Raw genomic sequence first — 19,896 nt, 5'->3', positions numbered from 1 at the left:
ATTATAACATTTCTTTGTTGTAATTTTATTGAAAATTGCGAAAATAAAGGTAAAAGCATATAATATGAAATGAAAAGAGGTGTATATAAATGACTAAAAATAATGAACAATTATCTTTAGAAGTAGCAGCATTAACGAGGAAGACAAAAGAACTTGGAATTCCTATCATGATTGTATTTGAAGGTGTTCCCGCATCAGGTAAGACGAGACTATCAAATGAACTTCTTTTAACACTTGATGCTAAATACACACACTTTGTACCGATGAAATCACCTTCAGAAGATGATCTAAGATATCAATTTTTACAGAAGTATTGGAACAGTTTACCTTCAAAAGGTGATATCAATATTTATTTTAGAAGTTGGTATGCATATTATATAGAATATCAAGCAAACAAAATAAAGAATTCTATATACAATAAATATCATGCTTTACGCAGACAAATCCAAGACTTTGAATCGATGGTCCAAGATGATGGCTACGAAATTATTAAGTTTTATATTGAGATTAGCGATAAAAAGAGAAAAGAACATTTAAAAGAAATGAAAGAAAATCCATTAACAAGTTGGAAGGCGCAAGAATACGAAAGTGCCATTAATGATGATGTATATCATAAAGAAATGCACAAAATACTGAAAGCATCACCTGATGAATGGGAAATCATTGATTATACGGAAAGAGAAGAAGCTATCAATTTGATGTATAAACATATCATCAATCGATTGAACAACGCGATTAAACTACATAAAAAGAAAGACAAAGTAATTGATGGCGATTTTACGGAAGATTTTAAAACAGACCTATTTGATCAATCTATAGATAAAGTAAGTAAAAAGACATATAAAGCTCTTATAGGTGACTTACAAGATAGACTGAAAGAATTGCAATTTGCATTATACGAAAGAAAAATTCCGTTAATATTAGTGTACGAAGGTATGGATGCAGCCGGTAAAGGTGGCAATATTAAAAGAGTTAGAGAAAAATTAGATCCAACCGGTTATGAAGTAAATGCAATAAGTGCCCCAACAGACGTTGAGTTGAATCATCATTACTTATGGAGATTTGCTAAAGATATGCCTAGAAGCGGACATATTGAAATATTCGATAGAAGCTGGTATGGAAGAGTATTGGTAGAAAGAGTAGAAGGATTTGCTACTAAAAAAGAATGGAAACGTGCCTATGAAGAAATCAATCAATTTGAGAAAATGTGGACAGACGAAGGTGCAATTATTCTAAAATTCTTCTTAACTTTAGATAAAGATGAACAATTAAGAAGATTTAAAGAAAGAGAAGAAACACCAGAAAAACAATGGAAAATTACAGACGAAGATTGGCGAAATAGAGAAAAATGGGATCAATATATCGAAGCAAGTCATGATATGATTAAATTAACAAACACAGATCATGCACCATGGCTTGTCGTACCAGCTGACAATAAAAAATCAGCTAGAATCGAAGTTATCAAATACATTATTAAAAAATGTGAAGAAGTATTATGGGGCGTTAAACAATATTAGAATATGTTAGGGACATAATTCCGAGAAATGTCCGTAAGAAGTGTCGTTAGGGACAGAATTCTGAGAAATGTCTCTAAATGAGCGCACATCTAACAACCACAATTCAGAATAATGGAAGTTACAGCATTCTAACAACCACAATTCAGAATAATGGAAGTTAGCCGCCCTCCAAATACAAAAAAATAAGCATATCACTTAAGACTGAGTTCATCAGTTCGGTGATATGCTTATTTTTTTACGTTTAGCTAAACATGCTCAAGATTGTATGATAAATCAGTTGTGAAATTTGAGATTGTTTCTCTAATTGTTCGTTTACTTGATCTTTAAATACAATTTGTCCTAAAACAACTATTCCGTTCATTCCCATATGTGCAACCATTGGTACGATGATACGTTTCGTTAAAACATAAAGTCCGCTAAATACAGTTCCCATTACAACATATATTAATGTATGTTCTGGATCTGAATGTGCTAATGAGAAAATAAAAGAACTGACTAATACTGCTACGATAAAGCTTAACCACTTAGGTGCTTTAATCATATTGTATATTTCTCCGAAAATTAATTTACGGAATATTAATTCTTCTAATATTGGACCTGCTAATACGATATAAACGATTAATATATGTGATTGTTGTGCAATCTTCATGAGATTTTGAGTATTGCCACTTTCTACTGGTTGATTAAATATATATGTATTAATCAAAGCGGCGATGATTTGTCCAAGCATGGCCATTATAATACCTGCAACACACCAGAAAATCACGTATACCCATGGTTCTTTCTTCTGTTGTTCTAATCGAGTTGGATTTTTAATATTTGAGTTCATATACCATAATAATAAAACAGTAATGATAGCTGTTGTTGCCATCCAAGTTAAGCTGATTTCTAATCTTGTGACTTTAGATAATCCTGAATCAGCGTATAAACTATTTGGAATAATTGCGATTGTTTGTACAACTCCAAATAGTAACAGGGTAGCAATATTAACAGTTAATCGATTAAATTGCATTTTCAATTCCTCCAAAAATAAACATGTAAACATTGTACCTTATTTAGCAGAAAAAGAGAAAAATTTAAGTTATATTGCTTGTAATTTTGACCAAATTTGATTATTATAAAAATGTAGTTAGCACTTAAGTATAAAGAGTGCTAACATTATTAGCGCCAAGGAGGATTTTATAAATGTTAAAACCATTGGGAGATAGAATTATTATTGAGAAAACAGAAACAGAACAAACTACAGCTAGCGGGATTGTATTGACAGATTCAGCTAAAGAATCGTCTAACGAAGGAAAAGTTGTTGCTGTTGGACCAGGTAAGCGTCTAGAAGATGGTACAAGACTTACTGTAGATGTTGCTGTAGGTGATCAAGTTGTATATCAACAATACGCAGGAACGGAAGTTAAACGTGATAAAGAAACATATATTATCCTTTCAGAAGATGACATTTTAGCAGTTATTGAATAATTTAGATAATATTTTTGAAGATATTTTATGGAGGTTTTTATAAATGGCTAAAGAACTAAAATTTTCAGAAGACGCTAGACGTTCTATGCTTGCTGGTGTTGATAAATTAGCAAATGCAGTTAAAGTAACTTTAGGACCTAAAGGACGTAACGTCGTTTTAGATAAAAAATTCACTTCACCATTAATCACAAATGATGGTGTTACAATCGCTAAAGAAATTGAATTACAAGATCCATATGAGAATATGGGTGCTAAATTAGTTGCAGAAGTTGCGAACCAAACAAATGATGTTGCTGGTGACGGTACAACTACAGCAACTGTCTTAGCTCAAGCGATGATTCAAGAAGGATTAAAAAACGTAACAAGTGGTGCAAATCCAGTTGGTATTCGTGAAGGTATTGATAAAGCAGTTAAAGTAGCTTTAGAAGAATTACACAATATCTCACAACCAGTTGAGAAAAAAGAAGAAATTGCACAAGTTGGTTCTATTTCTGCTGCTGATGAAGAAATTGGTAAATTTATTTCAGAAGCAATGGAAAAAGTAGGTAATGACGGGGTTATTACTATTGAAGAATCTAAAGGATTCAGCACAGAATTAGAAGTTGTTGAAGGTATGCAATTTGATAGAGGATATACTTCTCCATACATGGTGACAGATTCAGACAAGATGACTGCTGAATTAGAAAATCCTTACATCTTAATTACAGACAAAAAGATTTCTTCATTCCAAGATATTTTACCTATCTTAGAAAAAATCTTACAAACAAATAGACCAATTTTAATTGTTGCTGACGATGTTGATGGAGATGCATTAACAAACTTAGTATTAAACAGATTACGTGGTACATTCACAGCAGTAGCAGTTAAAGCGCCTGGATTTGGTGACCGTCGTAAAGCTATGTTAGATGATTTAGCAATTTTAACTGGTGGTCAAGTGATTACTGATGACTTAGGTTTAGACTTAAAAGAAACAACTTTAGATATGCTTGGTGAAGCAGGTAAAGTTCAAGTTACTAAAGACGACACTACAATTGTTGAAGGTCAAGGTGACTCAGTAAACATCGACGCTCGTGTTGGTCAAATTAAAGCTCAAATTGAAGAAACAACTTCAGACTTTGATCGTACGAAATTACAAGAACGCTTAGCTAAATTAGCAGGTGGTGTTGCAGTTATTAAAGTAGGTGCTGCAACTGAAACAGAATTAAAAGAACGTAAATTAAGAATTGAAGATGCTTTAAACTCTACACGCGCTGCAGTTGAAGAAGGTATTGTAGCAGGTGGTGGTACAGCATTAGTATCTATTTATAATAAAGTAGCTGAAGTTGAAGCAAAAGGCGATGTACAAACTGGTGTAAACATTGTGTTGAAAGCTCTTGAAGCACCATTACGCCAAATCGTTGAAAATGCTGGCTTAGAAGGCTCAATTATAGTTGAAAAACTTAAAAACGCTGACGAAGGTATTGGTTACAATGCAGCAACAGACGAATGGGTAAATATGTTAGATGCAGGTATTGTCGATCCAACAAAAGTTACACGTTCAGCATTACAAAATGCAGCATCTGTAGCAGCAATGTTCTTAACTACTGAAGCAGTAGTAGCAGACATTCCAGAAGAAGAACCAGCAGCACCAGATATGGGCGGCATGGGCGGAATGCCAGGTATGATGTAATTCGGTGAATATAACCGACATTACTAACTAAGAGATATGTATAATCCCCTTTCTAAATGGTATTAAACCATATGGAAAGGGGATTTTTATGTTAAAATGAATCTAATTTGTATTAAAGGAGTAGAAAATATGATTAGACCTGCTGTTAAAGAAGATGCGAAAAAATTAAGTGAGTTAATGTTTATGATTTGGCATGATATGGAGCTATCTTTAGTTGTTCAAAATGATAAAGAAACTGTTTTAAGATTACTTGAACAAGCGAGTGTTGAAAGTGAATATAGAAACCATTATAAACATAGTCAAGTATATGAAGTCGATGGTGAAGTAGCAGGCTTTCTTAATTGCTATAGTGGTACTGACGAAAAACAACTTGAAGAAAATTGGCACAATATTGCATTTAAAGATTCTTTTAAATTAGAAGGAACGCCGTTACCTGAACAAGAAGCGGATAATGGTGATTTATATATTGATTCAGTTGCGGTCTTTTCAGAATATAGAGGTAGAGGTATTGCCTCTAAACTTATAGAAGATGCTTTTGTACGAGCTAAAGAAAGAGGGTTTAAGCAAGTATCATTAAATTGTGAATTTGATAATGAAGGTGCAATGAAACTATATGAAAAACTTGGCTTTAAACCATCATATGATCGAAAACTAAGCGGACATGACTACAAATATATGATTAAATATTTATAACAAATTAAAAAAGTAACATCAGTTGATAATATTAGCCGATGTTACTTTTATTTTTCTCAATATCAAGCAAGATTTCTTTTCGTTCTATACCACTAGAATATCCACCAATTGTACCATCAGCAGCTATCACACGGTGACAAGGTACAAGAATCGTAATAAAGTTCTTACCATTTGCATTTGCAACAGCACGAAAAGCAGTAGGTTTACCAATATTCTCAGCTAACTGCTTATAAGATATCGTCTCGCCAAATGGAATATCACATAAAGCACGCCACACTTTTTGTTGAAAAGGTGTACCAAAGTTAAAATGGATAGGTGTTGTAAATGTAGAAAGATTACCTTCAAAATAAAGAGCTAATTCTTCCTCAAGCTTATCTAAAACATGATTACTTTCATCATTAATTTCTGAATTAAGTTGTTTACGTACAATTTGTAATTCTTCTTCTAACGAAGGCTTATTCGTAAAATGTAACATTAATAAATACTCATTATTAGCAATTGCTAACATTTCACCAGCATTCGTTTGAATTAACTTTTGATATAAAGCCATAATCATCACTCCTAATGAGAGTTTAACATATAAAAATTTGATTGACTTTAGAATAGTAAATGATAATATAATAATTAAACAGATTAGTTTAGTCGGAATTAAGGGAGATGTTTTTATGAAGAGATACATATTTTTAGCTTTGACACTTATTTTATCAGTTGTGGTAGCAGCTTGTGGAAATAATGATGACAAAGAAAAGAAGGAAATTACTATTGCTACATCACCGGGACCTTATAGTGAATTATTCATAAAAGGTATTAAGCCTGAGTTAGAGAAGAAAGGTTATACTGTTAAAGATAAAGACTTCACAGAATTACTTCAAGCTGATGTTGCTTTGCAAGAAGGTAGTGTGGATGTTAACGTTGATCAACATAAAGCGTATATGGATACGTTTAATAAAGAAAGAGATGCTGATTTAACGAATATTACTAAAATACCAACTGTGCCTGCACAAATATTCTCTAATAAAAATAAAAATCTTAAAGGTATTAAAAAGGGAGATACAATAGCTATACCACAAGATCCATCAAATGCAGCTAGAGCGTATCGTTTATTAGAAAAAGCAGGATGGATTAAATTAAATGCAGATAAAAATGATATTAAAATCACGAAGAAAAATATTTCTGATAATCCAATGAATCTTAATATTAAAACGATGGATTCTGCAAATATTCCTAGAATTTTAGACGAAGTTGATTATGCAGTTATACCAGGTTCAATTGTTTACGCTTCGAAAGTTGATCCAGCTAAAGGACTTCTAAAAGAAGATTTAGTAGAAGATTTATATTTACAAGTTGTTGTAGATAGTAAAAATAAAGATGCTAAATGGGTTAAAGATATAAAAGAGGCATATCAATCAAAAGGATTTAAGAAAGTATTAGATAAAGAAAATAAAGATGATTATTGGAAAATACCAAAGCAATCATAATATAAATATAGAGACTAGGACATTACCTTATGTTCCAGTCTCTATATTTTTTACTTCTTTCTATTAGCTTTTTTGCGGTCGCCATTTCTACTTATAAATGCGGCTATTAAAAATAATATTGAAGCGAATGTAAATTGAATGCCTGAGTTGCCGCTTATTTGAATGCCTATTCCAATAATTAAGCAGATTATACCTAAACCAACGAGAACTTTTGTAATTGTAGACATATGTTTTGCTCCTTTGCTTTATTTATTATATCAATTATTTCTTTGTTATCCAAAAAGGGATGATTTTCTAAAATTAAATGATGAAATTTAGTGAACACACTTTTAATTTTCATAATTCTCGTCTAGTATAGAAGTATCATAACAATGAAAGAGGATGACTTTCTATGAACCCACTAGCATTAGAATTAAATGAACAACTGAAAAAAGAATATCCTGTTGTATTAGATATGCTTTCCGATTTAGGTAAATCTATTTATTATCCAAAGGGTATTTTATCACAATCAGGAGAAGCAAAAGGTACTAAGTATAATGCAACAATTGGTATGGCAACTACTGATGAAGGTATTATGTACACAGATGCTTTATATAATCAATTTGGTGACCAAGATCCAAGTGATATATTCCCATATGCACCGCCACAAGGTGATGAACGTTTACGTACATTATGGCAACAGAAAATTTTAAAAGACAATCCTGATTTAAGTGCTGATGATATTTCTAAACCAGTCGTAACAAACGCATTAACACACGGATTATCTTTAGCTGGAGACTTATTTGTAGATGCCCAAGATACAATTTTATTACCTGAACATAACTGGGGTAACTATAAATTAGCTTTTGGTGTAAGACATAGTGCGAACATTGAAACTTACAAAGCTTTTGAAGAAGATGGTAGTTACACTTTAGAATATTTCAAACATGCTTTAGAACAATATAATAAAGAAAAAGTTATTCTCGTGTTAAACTTCCCAAATAACCCAACTGGTTATACACCAGTAGTTGAAGAAGTTAAAGAAATGGTTGAAGCTATTAAACAATTAGCTGACAAAGGTACGCAAGTGATTACATTAGTTGATGATGCTTATTATGGATTGTTCTTTGAAGATGTTTATAAACAATCTGTCTTTACAGCATTAACAGCGTTAAATCACGAAAATATTATGCCAGTTAAAGTTGATGGCGCAACTAAAGAATACTTCTCATGGGGCTTCCGTGTTGGTTTCTTAACATTTGGTAGTCAACATGATGTTGTTAAAGATGTATTAGTTGCTAAATTAAAAGGTTTAATTAGAAGTAACTTATCAAGTTGTTCTTTACCTAGCCAAACTGCAATTATTCATGCAATGGAAGATCCTTCTTTCCAAGATCAAGTTGATCATAACGTGAATATTTTAAAAGAAAGATATGAAGTAACGAAAGAAGTCGCATATCGTGATGAATTTAAATCATTATGGACGCCATATGCATTTAATTCAGGTTACTTTATGGCACTTAAAGTGTTAGATGTAGATCCTGAGCAATTGAGATTACATTTAATTGATAAGTATAGTATCGGTATTATTGCTTTAAATAAAACTGATATTCGTATTGCATTTAGCTGTATTGAAAAATCTGATATAGAACATGTATTTGAATCTATTGCTAAAGCAATCAATGACTCAAAATAATAAAATTAAACAGAGTGTGTATATACAATGCGTATACACACTCTGTTTTTTTTATGTCTAAAAAACGTTGATTTATAAGCTTTTTAGTAAATGAGTTTGACAAATATGTATATAGTGTATATACTGTTTATACACAGTTAGAGAGAGGGAGGTTAAACATGAAGATTCTACTTCAAAATAATAGTAATCAGCCAATTTATGAACAGATTAAAGAACAAATCAAAGCACAAATATTACAAGGTAAAGTAGAACCGGGTGCTTCATTACCTTCTATGAGAGAGTTAGCAAGTGATTTAGGCGTCAGTTTAATAACAACTAAACGTGCATATGTTGATTTAGAACAAGAGCAATTTGTCACGACGATAAGAGGGAAAGGTACTTTTGTAAAATCACAAGACCCCTCAATCATGAAAGAAAAACAATTTATTGTCATAGAGGATTTAGCAAGAGATTTAACTAAACAAGCAAAGTTAATCGGAATGGATGTTAAAGAACTCAATGAAATCGTTAATTTGATTTATGAGGAAGGTGAATAAAATGGTCAATGCGATAGACGTTAAAAATTTAAATTTTAATCATAAAAATCTTAAATTATCAGATGTTAACTTTGAAGTACGTAAAGGTTATGTAACAGGATTTATTGGTGCGAATGGTGCAGGTAAAACAACGATTATACGTATTATTATGGGTCTACTTAAAGAACAAAGTGGAGATTTAAAAGTACTTGGAGAATATTTAAGTGAGAACCCAGTTGATATCAAAAATAAAATCGGCTTTGTATATTCTGAATTATATATGTATGAAAACTGGAATATTAAAACAATCGAGAAAGTCGTCAGTAAATATTATAAACAATGGGACCACGATGTATTTGAAGGATATATTAAAGAATTTAAATTACCTTATAAACAAAAGATTAAGCAATTTTCAACAGGTATGAAAATGAAATTGTCATTAGCAATCGCATTAAGTCACCATGCTGAACTATACATTCTAGATGAACCAACTGCAGGACTTGATCCAGTCGTACGTAATGAAGTGCTTGAAATTTTACAAAGAGAATTAATAGATGAAGAAAAAACAATCTTTTTCTCTACACATATTATTTCAGATTTAGAGAAAATTGCTGATTATATTGTCTATTTAAAAAATGGATCCATTGTTATTAATGAAAGTGTAGAAGATTTAACAGATGGTTATCGAATCATCAAAGGAGACCAATCTATACTTGATGATGAATTAAGATCGTTATTAATCAGCGTTAAAGAAACGAATACAGGTTTCTCAGGATTAACAAGACAAAGTTCAGTATTTGTTGAGTTATTTGGAAATGAAGTAGTCGTTGAAACGCCATCAATAGAGGATATCATGGTAAGAATTGAGAAAGATCAATTCGATAAGGAAGTGGTATAAATGAAAGCTGTTTTCTACCGAAACTTTCAATATGAGAAAGGGTATTACTTACTTTATTTAATTTGTTTCGGATTAGTATTGTTAACGAAATTTACTGTGTCTTTTCAAAGTATAGAACTCATGAATGTATTAGCGGTATATTTTGTCGCAGTCGTTTCAGTTCACAGTATTAATCACGCAATATTTTTAAATAAACAAAGTAGTCAAATCTTTTATATGAGTTTACCAATTTCTAAAGTTGATATTGTAAGAGGGCATTATTTATATAACTTATTAGTAACAGGTATTTCATTTATCATGATTATGTTCTTAGCATTCGTAAAACAAGACACAATATTTATTCAAGCTGGGTTATTTATTGTAGCAACGAACTTATTTACTTTAAGCATCGTTTATCCAACATTTGCACATTTGAATATTAATCAGTTCGGTGCTTGGATATTAGTTGCTATGTATGGCATATTCACAATGTTTTACTTTGGGATATATTCGAATCGGCATTATCCATTTGCTGAGGCATTTGGTTGGAAAATATTTTTATACTATACACCAGCAATCATACTGTTAATCGTTGCAATCATATGGTCGATTCAGTTTAGTAGAGCTATCAAACTAGCTAAACAAGATCAAATTACGGTTTATGGAGGTATAAAATGAAGGCAATCTTATATAGAAACTTAATTTTATCAAAATCATACCTATATTTAATGTTAGCTACAGCATTGTTACTACCATTAATAGTCGTATTACCTCTTAATGGCTTTATTAAAATAGGTATATTAGGCATACTCGTCGTTATGATCCATATTGTGTTCTTAGTACCAATGTATTTTCTATTTAATAAAATCAATAAAAATCATTCTGAATATACATTTCTAAGTTTACCTGTTAAGCAATCAACAGTGATTAATGCTCATTATTTAACAGGATTAATATTTATTTTATTCACACAATTACTACTTGGTTTATGTACAATTGTAGCATTTTTAATACAAGAACCAGGTATGGATGTCTCATATGATATTTCAGGCATGTGTTTAAGTATTGCAGGGAATTTGTTGACGATTAGTTTAATCTTGCCATTTGCTGAGTATAAAAGATTGATCAAAATTCCTATTATATTTTGGATGATTATAGTCGGGGTGATTGTACCAAACTCAATACAGTTTATAGATTATGTGCTTAAATTCTTCTCAGTACAATCGCATATATTCAAGACACACGACATGTCTATATTCTTAGGCTGTTCCATCATTCTATTTATCGTGAGTTATATCATTTCAATTAATAAAGCACGAAAGCATGCAATTACAATTTAAAGGAGAGGTGAATAATCGTGAAATTAAATAATATACAAAAGTATTATGGTAAGCAACATATCCTCAAAAATATTGACTTTGATTTTGGGGATAGCCAAATTGTCGGATTGATTGGTAAAAATGGTGTAGGTAAAACAACATTAATGAAAATTATGAACCAGAATATTATGAAGTATGAAGGAAATTTTAACAAAGAAAATAGTGACAAAGTGGGTTATTTAATAGAAAATCCTAAATTATATTTAAATAAAACAGGCTATTATAATTTAAACTTCTTTAGAAATGTATTAGGGACTAATATTGATGATGATTATATCAATATGTTAATTGAGTCATTTGGTATTAAGCCTTATATCGACAAAAAAGTAAAAAAATATTCAATGGGTATGAAACAGAAGTTATCTATTGCAGTTGCACTTATGAATAAACCACAATATTTGATTTTAGATGAACCGACAAACGGGATGGATCCAGACGGTTCGATTGATGTCTTAAAAACGTTAGAAAAAGTAAGTAAAGATTTGAATATTAAAGTACTCATTTCAAGTCATAAGTTAGAAGATATTGAATTAATATGCGATAGAACGGTATTTATGAAAGATGGTGCGATCGTTGAAGATTATGATATGAAAGCTCAATCTAAAGACGTGACTAAATTTATTTTTGATCATTCAAACTATAATGAAGCACTTAATCTTCTTACGATGAATTACAAAGTAGTAACAAGTAATAAACAAGAATCGATTATTTCAGTAGAAGCGCTAGAAGATTATCAAGAAGTGTTAAAAGCGTTAAGCGCTAAAAATATTTATCCTAAGTTTATTCAAAATAATAAAACGACTTTAAGAGATCAATACTTTAATATTAACAAAGGAGTTGAAGTATCATGAATATCGCCCAACATGTAAAATATGATTTAACGAGAATATTTAAAAGTCCATTAGGCTATTTAGGATTTCTTATTTCATTGTTTCCAGGAATAGCCATCATGATTTCTGTTAAAACATTAGATGGACCATTTGATGCACAAGTTGTATTGGCTATGTTCTTCGTATTTGGAGGACTCGTATTATTAATGTTCTCTATTAGAACGATAGTACGTGATATGCAGTATGGTACGATTCAGTTGTTTTTAAATTCTAAAACAAATAGAGTGAAGTATTTATATGGCAAGTTACTATCTATCATTGGCATTGTTATTATATTTACGATTTTAGGTACGCTATTTACATTATTAGCATCAACTATAATTGATGCAGGCGAATTAAGTGTTTCGGACTATTTCAAAATGTTTGGTGAATTTCTACTTATCATGCTATTTTACGGAACATTATTAAATATCCTTAATTTATTAACTGGTAAATCAGCAGTTGTTTATACTACTGCCATCATATTAATATTATTTTTACCTAACATCTTTGATGCATTGATTTTTATTCCTGAAATAGGGGAAGATTTATCAAAAATGATGAAATACAATCCTTTAGACTTTTTACCAAAAATATTGAATCAAGGTTTACTCACAATGAAAGTATCACAAATTTGGATATCTGTAGCATGTATTGCTGTATTCACAGGTATCAATCATTACATGATAAGAAATAAGAATATTTAATGGTTTATCCCTCATTTCTATGTTAAATTTAAATTATTAGACATAAGAATGAGGGATATTTTTGGGTAAAAAATTTATTAAACATTATATCATTATTGGTATAATATGTATTGTTGCAAGTTTCTTTTTCCACGGTACACCTAGCTCATTAATGATCGGAGCTGGACTAGGATTTTTCCTAACAGCCGTATTAGCGAAATTTGAAAAAGAAGATAAAGTTGATGAACATCCAGATAAATTAAAAGATAAAAATGAAAAAAAGTAGCTACTACATTTTGTGGTAGTTACTTTTTATGAAATTGAGGAGGTGAATCTATGTTACGTAGTTTACTATTCAAAAAGCTCGAACAAAAAGAGCAAGATATGATTAAGCATTATCAATATTTACATCAATATCCTGAACCGTCATTTAATGAAGTGAAGACATCACAATATATAGAAGCGTTTTATGAAAATAAAGACGTTGTAATACATAACCGTATTGGTGGTAATTACGGACTGATTGTAGAAATTGAAGGCAGTTTACCGGGAAGAACAATTGCATTACGTGCAGACTTTGATGCGTTAAATATTACTGAAGATACCGGATTGCCATTTAGTTCTAAAAATAAAGGGTGGATGCATGCTTGTGGGCATGATGCACATACTGCATGTTTGTTAATACTTGCGGAATGTTTGATTGAACTTAAAGCGCATTTACCAGGTAAGATTATGATTATCCATCAACATGCAGAAGAGTTAGCACCAGGTGGCGCAATTGACATGGTGCAATCAGGATATTTAAATGGTGTGGATGAAATCTATGGTATTCATTTATTCCCTGATTATACACCAGATGTTATTTCATATAGGAAAGGTCCAACAATGGGTGGTCGATCATTATTTCACCTTAAAGTTAAAGGAAAAGGTGGTCATGGATCAAGTCCACACCTAGCGAATGACGCAATTATGGCAGCAAGTACTTTCGTAACGAATGTACAAACTGTTGTATCAAGAAGGTTGAATCCATTTGATATGGGCGTCGTTACGATTAGTTCATTTAATGGTTTAGGATCATTAAATGTTATCCAAGATAGTGTTGAATTAGCTGGTGATGTAAGATATATGGAAAGTCGTATTGGGCATCAAATCCATGATGAAATCGAACAGTTAATTAAAGGGTTAGAAGATACTTTTAATATTCAATGTGAGTTTAAATATGAATTAGATTGTATTCCGCTAGTCAATCACTATAAACAAACAGATTATTTAATAGATATTTTGGCAACGAGTCAAGGTGATTATTTTGAATCATTAAAAGAACATGAACAATTAACGAGTTCTGAAGACTTTGCGATATATCTTGAGAAAATACCAGGTACATTTTTCTTTGTTGGATGTAAACCATATGGAATTGATAAAGCGCACTTTAACCATAGTCCAAAATTTGTCGTAAATGAAGATGCTTTATTAACGGCGAGTAAAGCATTAGGGGAAGTTGTACTAAATCGATTATCAATAAAATAGCGCTATATTTATGAGAGTTTAGGATGAAAAAATATCCTGAACTCTTTTTTTTGTATTTTAAAAAATAAGCAGTAACCGTTTACAAATAATTAGAAAACGTTTACAATAACTTGTATACAAGTATACGAAGTTTGGAGGTATTTTATGAAACATCATTATCATTATCCAAGCGAATGGTTAAAGCATCGATCAACGGGAGAGCAAGTAGCGAGTGAACTTAGGCTAGCAATTATAAGTAAGATTATAGAAGAAGGCGATAAGTTAAGTGAAAATAAAATTGCTCAACAATTTGAAGTGAGTCGATCACCAGTAAGAGATGCACTTAAACTCCTGCAACAAGATGGACTTATATCTTTAGAACGTATGGGAGCAGTTGTTATGGGGTTATCTAAAGCTAACCAAAAAGAAATATATGACATTAGGTTAATGTTAGAGTCATTTGTATTTGAAAGATTACTCGTTGAAAATAATGAAGAAGTGATTAAACAACTAAATAAAATATTAAAAATGATGACTGTAGCTGTTGAATTTGAAGATGCAGATGAATTCACGAGATTGGATTTACTATTTCATGAATCAATGATCACTGCTATTCACCATCAATACATTGAAATGATATGGCACAATTTAACGCCAGTTATGGAATGTTTAGTTTTAATTTCGATGAGAAAAAGAATGCAGAATGAACCAGAAGATTTCAAAAGAGTGATACACAACCATAAAGTATATATTGAAGCGATTGAAAATAAAGATAGAAATAAAATGAAAGAAGCATTTCATTTAAATTTCGATGACGTTGATGAACAAATTGATGTCTTGTGGAATTCTCAAACTAATATAGATAGAAAGTAGGATTTTGTAATGAAATATATGATTGGTGTAGATATTGGTACAACGAGTACTAAAGCTGTTATTTATGATAGCGAAGGGAACTTTTTGAAAAAACATAATATAGAATATCCAATGACGACCCATGAAATCGGCGTTGCAGAAGAAAGTCCTGCAGAAATATTCGACGCTGTACTATTTACAGTAAAAAAAGTGATTAGAGAAGTTGGCGCTAAGCCAGAAGAAATCAAATTATTAAGTTTCAGTAGTGCCATGCACAGCTTGATAGCAATGGATAAAAATAATCAGCCATTAACGGAATGTATCACTTGGGCAGATAATAGAGCAAGTGAATACGCAGATAAGATAAATAATGAACATAACGGATTAGAAATATATAAAAGAACGGGTACACCGATTCATCCAATGTCTCCATTATCAAAAATTTATTGGTTAAAACATGAACATGCCGATATATTCAAGAACACTGAGAAATGGATAGATATTAAGACTTATGTATTCTATCAATTATTTGAAACATACGTTATGGATCACTCAATTGGTTCAGCGACGGGTATGATGAATTTAAATACATTAAATTGGGATAAAGATGTCTTAAACTTACTTGAAATTAATGAAACGCAATTACCAGAATTAGTGTCTACAACACATATTATGAAGCAAGTTAAAAAGAATTACGCTGATATTATGGGTATCAATGAAGATACACCGATTGTAATCGGCGCTTCAGATGGCGTGTTGTCCAATTTAGGGGTTAATAGTTATCGTGAAGGAGAAGTAGCCGTAACGATTGGAACGAGTGGTGCTATTAGAACAATTATTGATAAACCAAAGACAGATGATAAAGGAAGAATATTCTGTTACGTATTAACGGAAGATCATTATTGCATCGGTGGACCAGTGAATAACGGTGGTGTCGTTCTAAGATGGTTAAGAGATGAATTGTTAGCAAGTGAAGTTGAAACAGCTAAAAGACTCGGCGTTGATTCATATGATGTCTTAACTAAGATTGCAAGTAGAGTTAAACCTGGGGCAAATGGTTTGTTATTCCATCCATATTTAGCTGGTGAAAGAGCACCGCTTTGGAATGCGAATGCAAGAGGTAGTTACTTTGGTTTGACACTATCTCATAAAAAAGAACATATGATACGTGCTGCGTTAGAAGGTGTTCTACTTAATTTATATACAGTGTATCTTGCTTTAATAGAAGTGATGGATAAAGCGCCTGAACAAATTAAAGCAACAGGTGGATTTGCTAAGAGTGAAGTATGGCGCCAAATGATGGCAGATATATTTGATACTTCTGTTGAAGTACCAGAAAGTTACGAAAGTTCATGTTTAGGTGCTTGCATATTAGGATTAAAAGCTATTGGGGAAATTGAGGATTTTGAAGTTTTAAACAAAATGGTCGGTAAAACATATCAACATGAACCTAATCAAGAGAATGTCGATATTTACCAATCGTTAATTCCGATTTATATCAATTTAAGTCGTAAATTAAATGAAGAATACGATTTAATCTCAGAATTTCAATCAACACATTCATAAGGAGATGTTTATATGTTTTCAGATATTGCACCATTATTAATTGTCGCACTCGCAATTGTTATATTATTAGGTTTAATTATGTGGTTAAAACTTAACACATTTGTATCTCTGATTATCACGGCTATGTTAACGGGTATTATGCTTGGTATGCCACTAAGCAAAGTTATCGGTACAATTGAAACAGGAATGGGCTCTACACTCGGTCACATTGCTTTAATATTTGGTCTCGGTGCTATGTTAGGTAAGTTATTAGCAGACGGGGGCGGTGCAACTAGAATTGCACATACATTGATTAATAAATTTGGTCAAAAACGTATTCAATGGGCAGTTGTAACAGCATCATTTATTATTGGTATAGCTTTATTCTTCGAAGTAGGGTTAGTACTATTAATTCCGATTGTCTTTACAATTGCTAAAGAGTCTAAAGTTTCAACATTATACTTAGGTATTCCAATGACAGCTGCATTATCTGTTACACATGGATTTTTACCACCTCATCCAGGTCCAGTCATGATCGCTCAAGAATTTGGTGCAGATATTGGTCAAGTATTACTATTCGGCTTTATTGTTGCAATACCAGTAACAATTATTGCAGGTCCTATTTTTACAAGATTTGCGAAAAAAGCAATTCCAGAAGCATTTACTAAGTCAGGTGACTTAGCTTCATTAGGTAAACAAAAAACATTCAATATAGACGAAACACCTAGCTTTGGAATTTCTGCTTTAACAGCTTTATTACCAGTATTTATTATGCTTATTTCAACTATTGTAGATTTATTAACAGGCTCACCAGAAAACCCACAAGGTATTTTAGGCTTTATTAGTTTTATTGGTGAAGCGGGTACTGCAATGTTAATTTCAGTATTATTCGCTATTTATTCAATGGGTCTTAAACGAGGATATAAAGTTACAGAAGTTATGGATACCTTAACAAATGCCATTTATCCAATTGGTATGATGCTCTTAATCATCGGTGGCGGTGGTGCATTTAAGCAAATATTAATTGATGGCGGCGTAGGTAAAACAGTTGAGTCACTATTTACAGATACAGCAATGTCTCCAATATTATTAGCTTGGATCGTTGCAGCAGTACTAAGATTAGCATTAGGTTCTGCTACAGTTGCTGCTATTTCAACAGTTGGTATTGTTATGCCATTATTAGAATCATCAGATGCTAATTTAGCATTAGTCGTATTAGCAACTGGTGCTGGTAGTGTAATCGCGTCACACGTGAATGATGCAGGTTTCTGGATGTTTAAAGAATATTTCGGTTTAACGATGAAAGAAACATTCTTATCATGGACGCTTCTTGAAACAGTTATCTCAGTTTCAGGTATTATCTTTATACTATTTATAAGTCTATTTGTATAATTTATTTAAATATGAATATAAAAACCTCCAAATCTGTTTATTTAAAGATTTGGAGGTTTTGTTATGTGTTTTTATTTGATGTTTACTGTGCTTGCATTTCTTTAATTCTTTTAATATCTACTCTGATTAAGAATGAAATCGCTAAAGCTACTACAAAGAATGCTGCGAAAATATATAATGTTGCCATGTAACTTTGTGTAACTTCTCTGACAGTTGCTGATATAAAAGGTCCAACTAATCCAGCTGCTGCCCATGCAGTTAATATATAGCCATGTATGGCACCGAGTTGTTTCGTACCAAATATATCACCGATATAAGCGGGGATAGAAGAGAAACCACCGCCATAACAAGAGATAATGATGAACAGAATAATTTGAAATAGCATTGGATTATCAACGATTGGCAACCATAAGAATAATGCGATTTGTATGACAAAGAAAATTGTATAGACATTTGTTCTGCCAATAAAGTCAGATATACTTGCCCAAATGAGTCGACCAAGACCATTAAACACTCCTATAATTCCAACCATTGTTGCAGCTTGAGCAGGTGTTAAGTTTACAATTTCTTGTGCCATTGGACTTGCGACAGATAAAATCGCTATACCACAAGTAACATTGATAAAAAGCATTAACCATAAATAATAAAACCTTTTAGTTCTAACGGCCTCATTAGCAGACATTTGAACTAAGTCTGGTTTTTTCTTTTTATCTTTTTGAGGATTAAAACTATTAGGTCTATAATATTCTGGTGGTCTTTCTAAATATAAACTAGAGATCAGCATGATAACACAATACACGACTGCTAAAATGATAAAAGTCGAGACAAGATTAAAATGTGTAATGAGAAATTCTATAACTGGACTGGCGATCATTGATGCGAATCCAAATCCCATAATGGCTAATCCTGTAGCCATACCACGCTTATCGGGGAACCATTTTACTAATGTAGATACAGGTGCAATATAACCAATACCAAGTCCAATACCTGATAATACACCATATCCTAAGTAAAGTAAGGGTAAGCTCTCAACGGAAATCGCATAACTAGAAAGTAACAATCCTGAGATGAAAAATATCGTAGAAACAAGTCCAGATAAACGTGGACCAAATTTCTCAACGAAATGCCCCATAAAAGCTGCAGAAAGACCTAAAAATAATATTGCAATACTAAATATTCTAGATACTTCACTTAAAGTAAAGCCTAAATCATTTTGAATATGTTTCGTGAAAACACTCCATGAATAAACAGATCCTATTGAAATATGTATTCCAACAGCTGCAACAGCAATGAGCCACCTGTTTTTGATTTTCTTGTTCATCATATTCCCCCTATAGTAATTGTGTCCAATTGATGTCATTATAGCTAAATTCAGAATATTCAGCAATCAAAATTTTGAAAAAAGTGACATTATTGAACAGTTAGGCAGCATGAATGCATGTTGATTTCATCGCCTTTTTAACAGTTAGGCATTCCTAACTGTTAAAAAAATAGTTGTAAAATACACTTAAGAAATGAAATATTTGAGTTAAGAATGAATCAACAAAAATTCCTATCTCACTGATATACTTTAGTCATAGATAACACAACACGAAGCACAATCCATTCAATTCCTCAAAACTATTTCGTATATGTTTTTTTCATGATTGTAAATGACTTTGTGTAGAACGTGTTTTGATAGTTATCTGTAATTGTAACGTTGAAATGGATCATAAAATGATTCAAGATATTTTTATAAAGTTTCCCGGCTTTATAAAAATACATGTTTCCTTA

General features: G+C 31.7%; 21 protein-coding genes. 17 read left to right on the top strand and 4 right to left on the bottom strand.

Annotated features, from left to right (window positions below; translation table 11 throughout):
• Nucleotides 1–89 precede the first annotated feature (89 nt).
• Complete coding sequence (locus tag LQ617_RS12810) at nt 90–1,517, top strand: phosphate--AMP phosphotransferase (protein WP_239740515.1); 1,428 nt, start codon at nt 90–92, stop codon at nt 1,515–1,517.
• 241 nt (nt 1,518–1,758) lie between these two features.
• Here LQ617_RS12810 and mroQ read toward each other — a convergent pair whose 3' ends face one another.
• A complete protein-coding gene (gene mroQ, locus LQ617_RS12805; RefSeq protein ID WP_239740514.1) occupies nt 1,759–2,529 on the bottom strand; it encodes an intramembrane glutamic endopeptidase MroQ in 771 nt (256 codons plus the stop codon).
• Between the two features lie 173 nt (nt 2,530–2,702).
• Here mroQ and groES point away from each other — a divergent pair, with 173 nt between their 5' ends.
• The 3 genes from groES (at nt 2,703) to LQ617_RS12790 (ending at nt 5,349) form a co-directional block, all read left to right on the top strand.
• On the top strand, nt 2,703–2,987 hold the full coding sequence (gene groES / locus LQ617_RS12800; RefSeq protein ID WP_025905068.1) for a co-chaperone GroES: 285 nt from the start codon (nt 2,703–2,705) through the stop codon (nt 2,985–2,987).
• 43 nt (nt 2,988–3,030) lie between these two features.
• A complete protein-coding gene (gene groL / locus LQ617_RS12795; protein WP_037589599.1) occupies nt 3,031–4,656 on the top strand; it encodes a chaperonin GroEL in 1,626 nt (541 codons plus the stop codon).
• Nucleotides 4,657–4,785: 129 nt separating this feature from the next.
• On the top strand, nt 4,786–5,349 hold the full coding sequence (locus LQ617_RS12790) for a GNAT family N-acetyltransferase (RefSeq protein WP_239740513.1): 564 nt from the start codon (nt 4,786–4,788) through the stop codon (nt 5,347–5,349).
• Nucleotides 5,350–5,380: 31 nt separating this feature from the next.
• Here the strand turns inward: LQ617_RS12790 and LQ617_RS12785 are convergent, their stop codons facing one another.
• Nucleotides 5,381–5,899: a methylated-DNA--[protein]-cysteine S-methyltransferase gene (locus LQ617_RS12785; RefSeq protein ID WP_037589576.1), complete on the bottom strand. Its 519-nt coding sequence runs from the start codon at nt 5,897–5,899 to the stop codon at nt 5,381–5,383.
• A gap of 115 nt (nt 5,900–6,014) precedes the next feature.
• Here LQ617_RS12785 and LQ617_RS12780 point away from each other — a divergent pair, with 115 nt between their 5' ends.
• The gene (locus LQ617_RS12780) at nt 6,015–6,827 is read left to right on the top strand and encodes a MetQ/NlpA family ABC transporter substrate-binding protein (protein ID WP_107577452.1); all 813 of its coding nucleotides are present in this window, start codon (nt 6,015–6,017) and stop codon (nt 6,825–6,827) included.
• Nucleotides 6,828–6,877: 50 nt separating this feature from the next.
• Here the strand turns inward: LQ617_RS12780 and LQ617_RS12775 are convergent, their stop codons facing one another.
• Nucleotides 6,878–7,054 carry a hypothetical protein gene (locus LQ617_RS12775; RefSeq protein ID WP_025905073.1) on the bottom strand — a complete coding sequence of 59 codons (177 nt, stop codon included), beginning with the start codon at nt 7,052–7,054 and terminating at the stop codon, nt 6,878–6,880.
• A 164-nt stretch (nt 7,055–7,218) separates the two neighbouring features.
• Between LQ617_RS12775 and LQ617_RS12770 the strand changes: the two genes are divergently transcribed.
• From LQ617_RS12770 to LQ617_RS12715, 12 genes are all read left to right on the top strand, one after another.
• Nucleotides 7,219–8,502: an aminotransferase class I/II-fold pyridoxal phosphate-dependent enzyme gene (locus tag LQ617_RS12770; RefSeq protein ID WP_239740512.1), complete on the top strand. Its 1,284-nt coding sequence runs from the start codon at nt 7,219–7,221 to the stop codon at nt 8,500–8,502.
• A 158-nt stretch (nt 8,503–8,660) separates the two neighbouring features.
• A complete protein-coding gene (gene pmtR / locus LQ617_RS12765) occupies nt 8,661–9,038 on the top strand; it encodes a PSM export ABC transporter transcriptional regulator PmtR (RefSeq protein ID WP_025905075.1) in 378 nt (125 codons plus the stop codon).
• A 1-nt stretch (nt 9,039) separates the two neighbouring features.
• Nucleotides 9,040–9,915 (top strand): phenol-soluble modulin export ABC transporter ATP-binding protein PmtA, encoded by an 876-nt coding sequence (gene pmtA / locus LQ617_RS12760; RefSeq protein WP_239740511.1) that lies wholly within the window; start codon nt 9,040–9,042, stop codon nt 9,913–9,915.
• Nucleotides 9,916–10,572 carry an ABC-2 transporter permease gene (locus tag LQ617_RS12755; protein ID WP_126477676.1) on the top strand — a complete coding sequence of 219 codons (657 nt, stop codon included), beginning with the start codon at nt 9,916–9,918 and terminating at the stop codon, nt 10,570–10,572. It abuts the gene before it with no gap.
• Nucleotides 10,569–11,234 carry a phenol-soluble modulin export ABC transporter permease subunit PmtB gene (gene pmtB, locus LQ617_RS12750; protein WP_239740510.1) on the top strand — a complete coding sequence of 222 codons (666 nt, stop codon included), beginning with the start codon at nt 10,569–10,571 and terminating at the stop codon, nt 11,232–11,234. The genes LQ617_RS12755 and pmtB overlap by 4 nt, the downstream gene beginning before the upstream one ends.
• Nucleotides 11,235–11,251: 17 nt before the next feature.
• A complete protein-coding gene (pmtC, locus tag LQ617_RS12745; RefSeq protein ID WP_037589567.1) occupies nt 11,252–12,124 on the top strand; it encodes a phenol-soluble modulin export ABC transporter ATP-binding protein PmtC in 873 nt (290 codons plus the stop codon).
• Entirely contained in the window at nt 12,121–12,849 is a 729-nt protein-coding gene (locus LQ617_RS12740; RefSeq protein ID WP_198471941.1) for an ABC transporter permease subunit, read from the top strand. Before pmtC ends, LQ617_RS12740 begins: the two co-directional genes overlap by 4 nt.
• 61 nt (nt 12,850–12,910) lie before the next feature.
• Nucleotides 12,911–13,114, top strand: coding sequence for a hypothetical protein (locus LQ617_RS12735; RefSeq protein ID WP_025905081.1), 204 nt, complete (start codon nt 12,911–12,913; stop codon nt 13,112–13,114).
• Between the two features lie 50 nt (nt 13,115–13,164).
• Nucleotides 13,165–14,355 (top strand): amidohydrolase, encoded by a 1,191-nt coding sequence (locus LQ617_RS12730; protein WP_239740509.1) that lies wholly within the window; start codon nt 13,165–13,167, stop codon nt 14,353–14,355.
• A gap of 144 nt (nt 14,356–14,499) precedes the next feature.
• Nucleotides 14,500–15,207, top strand: coding sequence for a GntR family transcriptional regulator (locus LQ617_RS12725; protein ID WP_037589561.1), 708 nt, complete (start codon nt 14,500–14,502; stop codon nt 15,205–15,207).
• 9 nt (nt 15,208–15,216) lie between these two features.
• On the top strand, nt 15,217–16,752 hold the full coding sequence (gene gntK / locus LQ617_RS12720; RefSeq protein WP_198471943.1) for a gluconokinase: 1,536 nt from the start codon (nt 15,217–15,219) through the stop codon (nt 16,750–16,752).
• 12 nt (nt 16,753–16,764) lie between these two features.
• Nucleotides 16,765–18,123, top strand: coding sequence for a gluconate:H+ symporter (locus LQ617_RS12715; protein ID WP_239740508.1), 1,359 nt, complete (start codon nt 16,765–16,767; stop codon nt 18,121–18,123).
• A gap of 82 nt (nt 18,124–18,205) precedes the next feature.
• On the opposite strand, the gene LQ617_RS12710 is transcribed toward LQ617_RS12715, so the two are convergent.
• The gene (locus LQ617_RS12710; protein ID WP_204168745.1) at nt 18,206–19,444 is read right to left on the bottom strand and encodes an L-lactate MFS transporter; all 1,239 of its coding nucleotides are present in this window, start codon (nt 19,442–19,444) and stop codon (nt 18,206–18,208) included.
• Between the last annotated feature and the right edge of the window lie 452 nt (nt 19,445–19,896).

Source organism: Mammaliicoccus sp. P-M59 (assembly GCF_022386135.1).
GTDB classification, from domain to species: Bacteria; Bacillota; Bacilli; order Staphylococcales; family Staphylococcaceae; genus Mammaliicoccus; species Mammaliicoccus sciuri_A.
The sequence above is the reverse complement of the archived record's forward strand: the minus strand, read 5'-3'. Positions and strand labels throughout refer to the sequence as shown.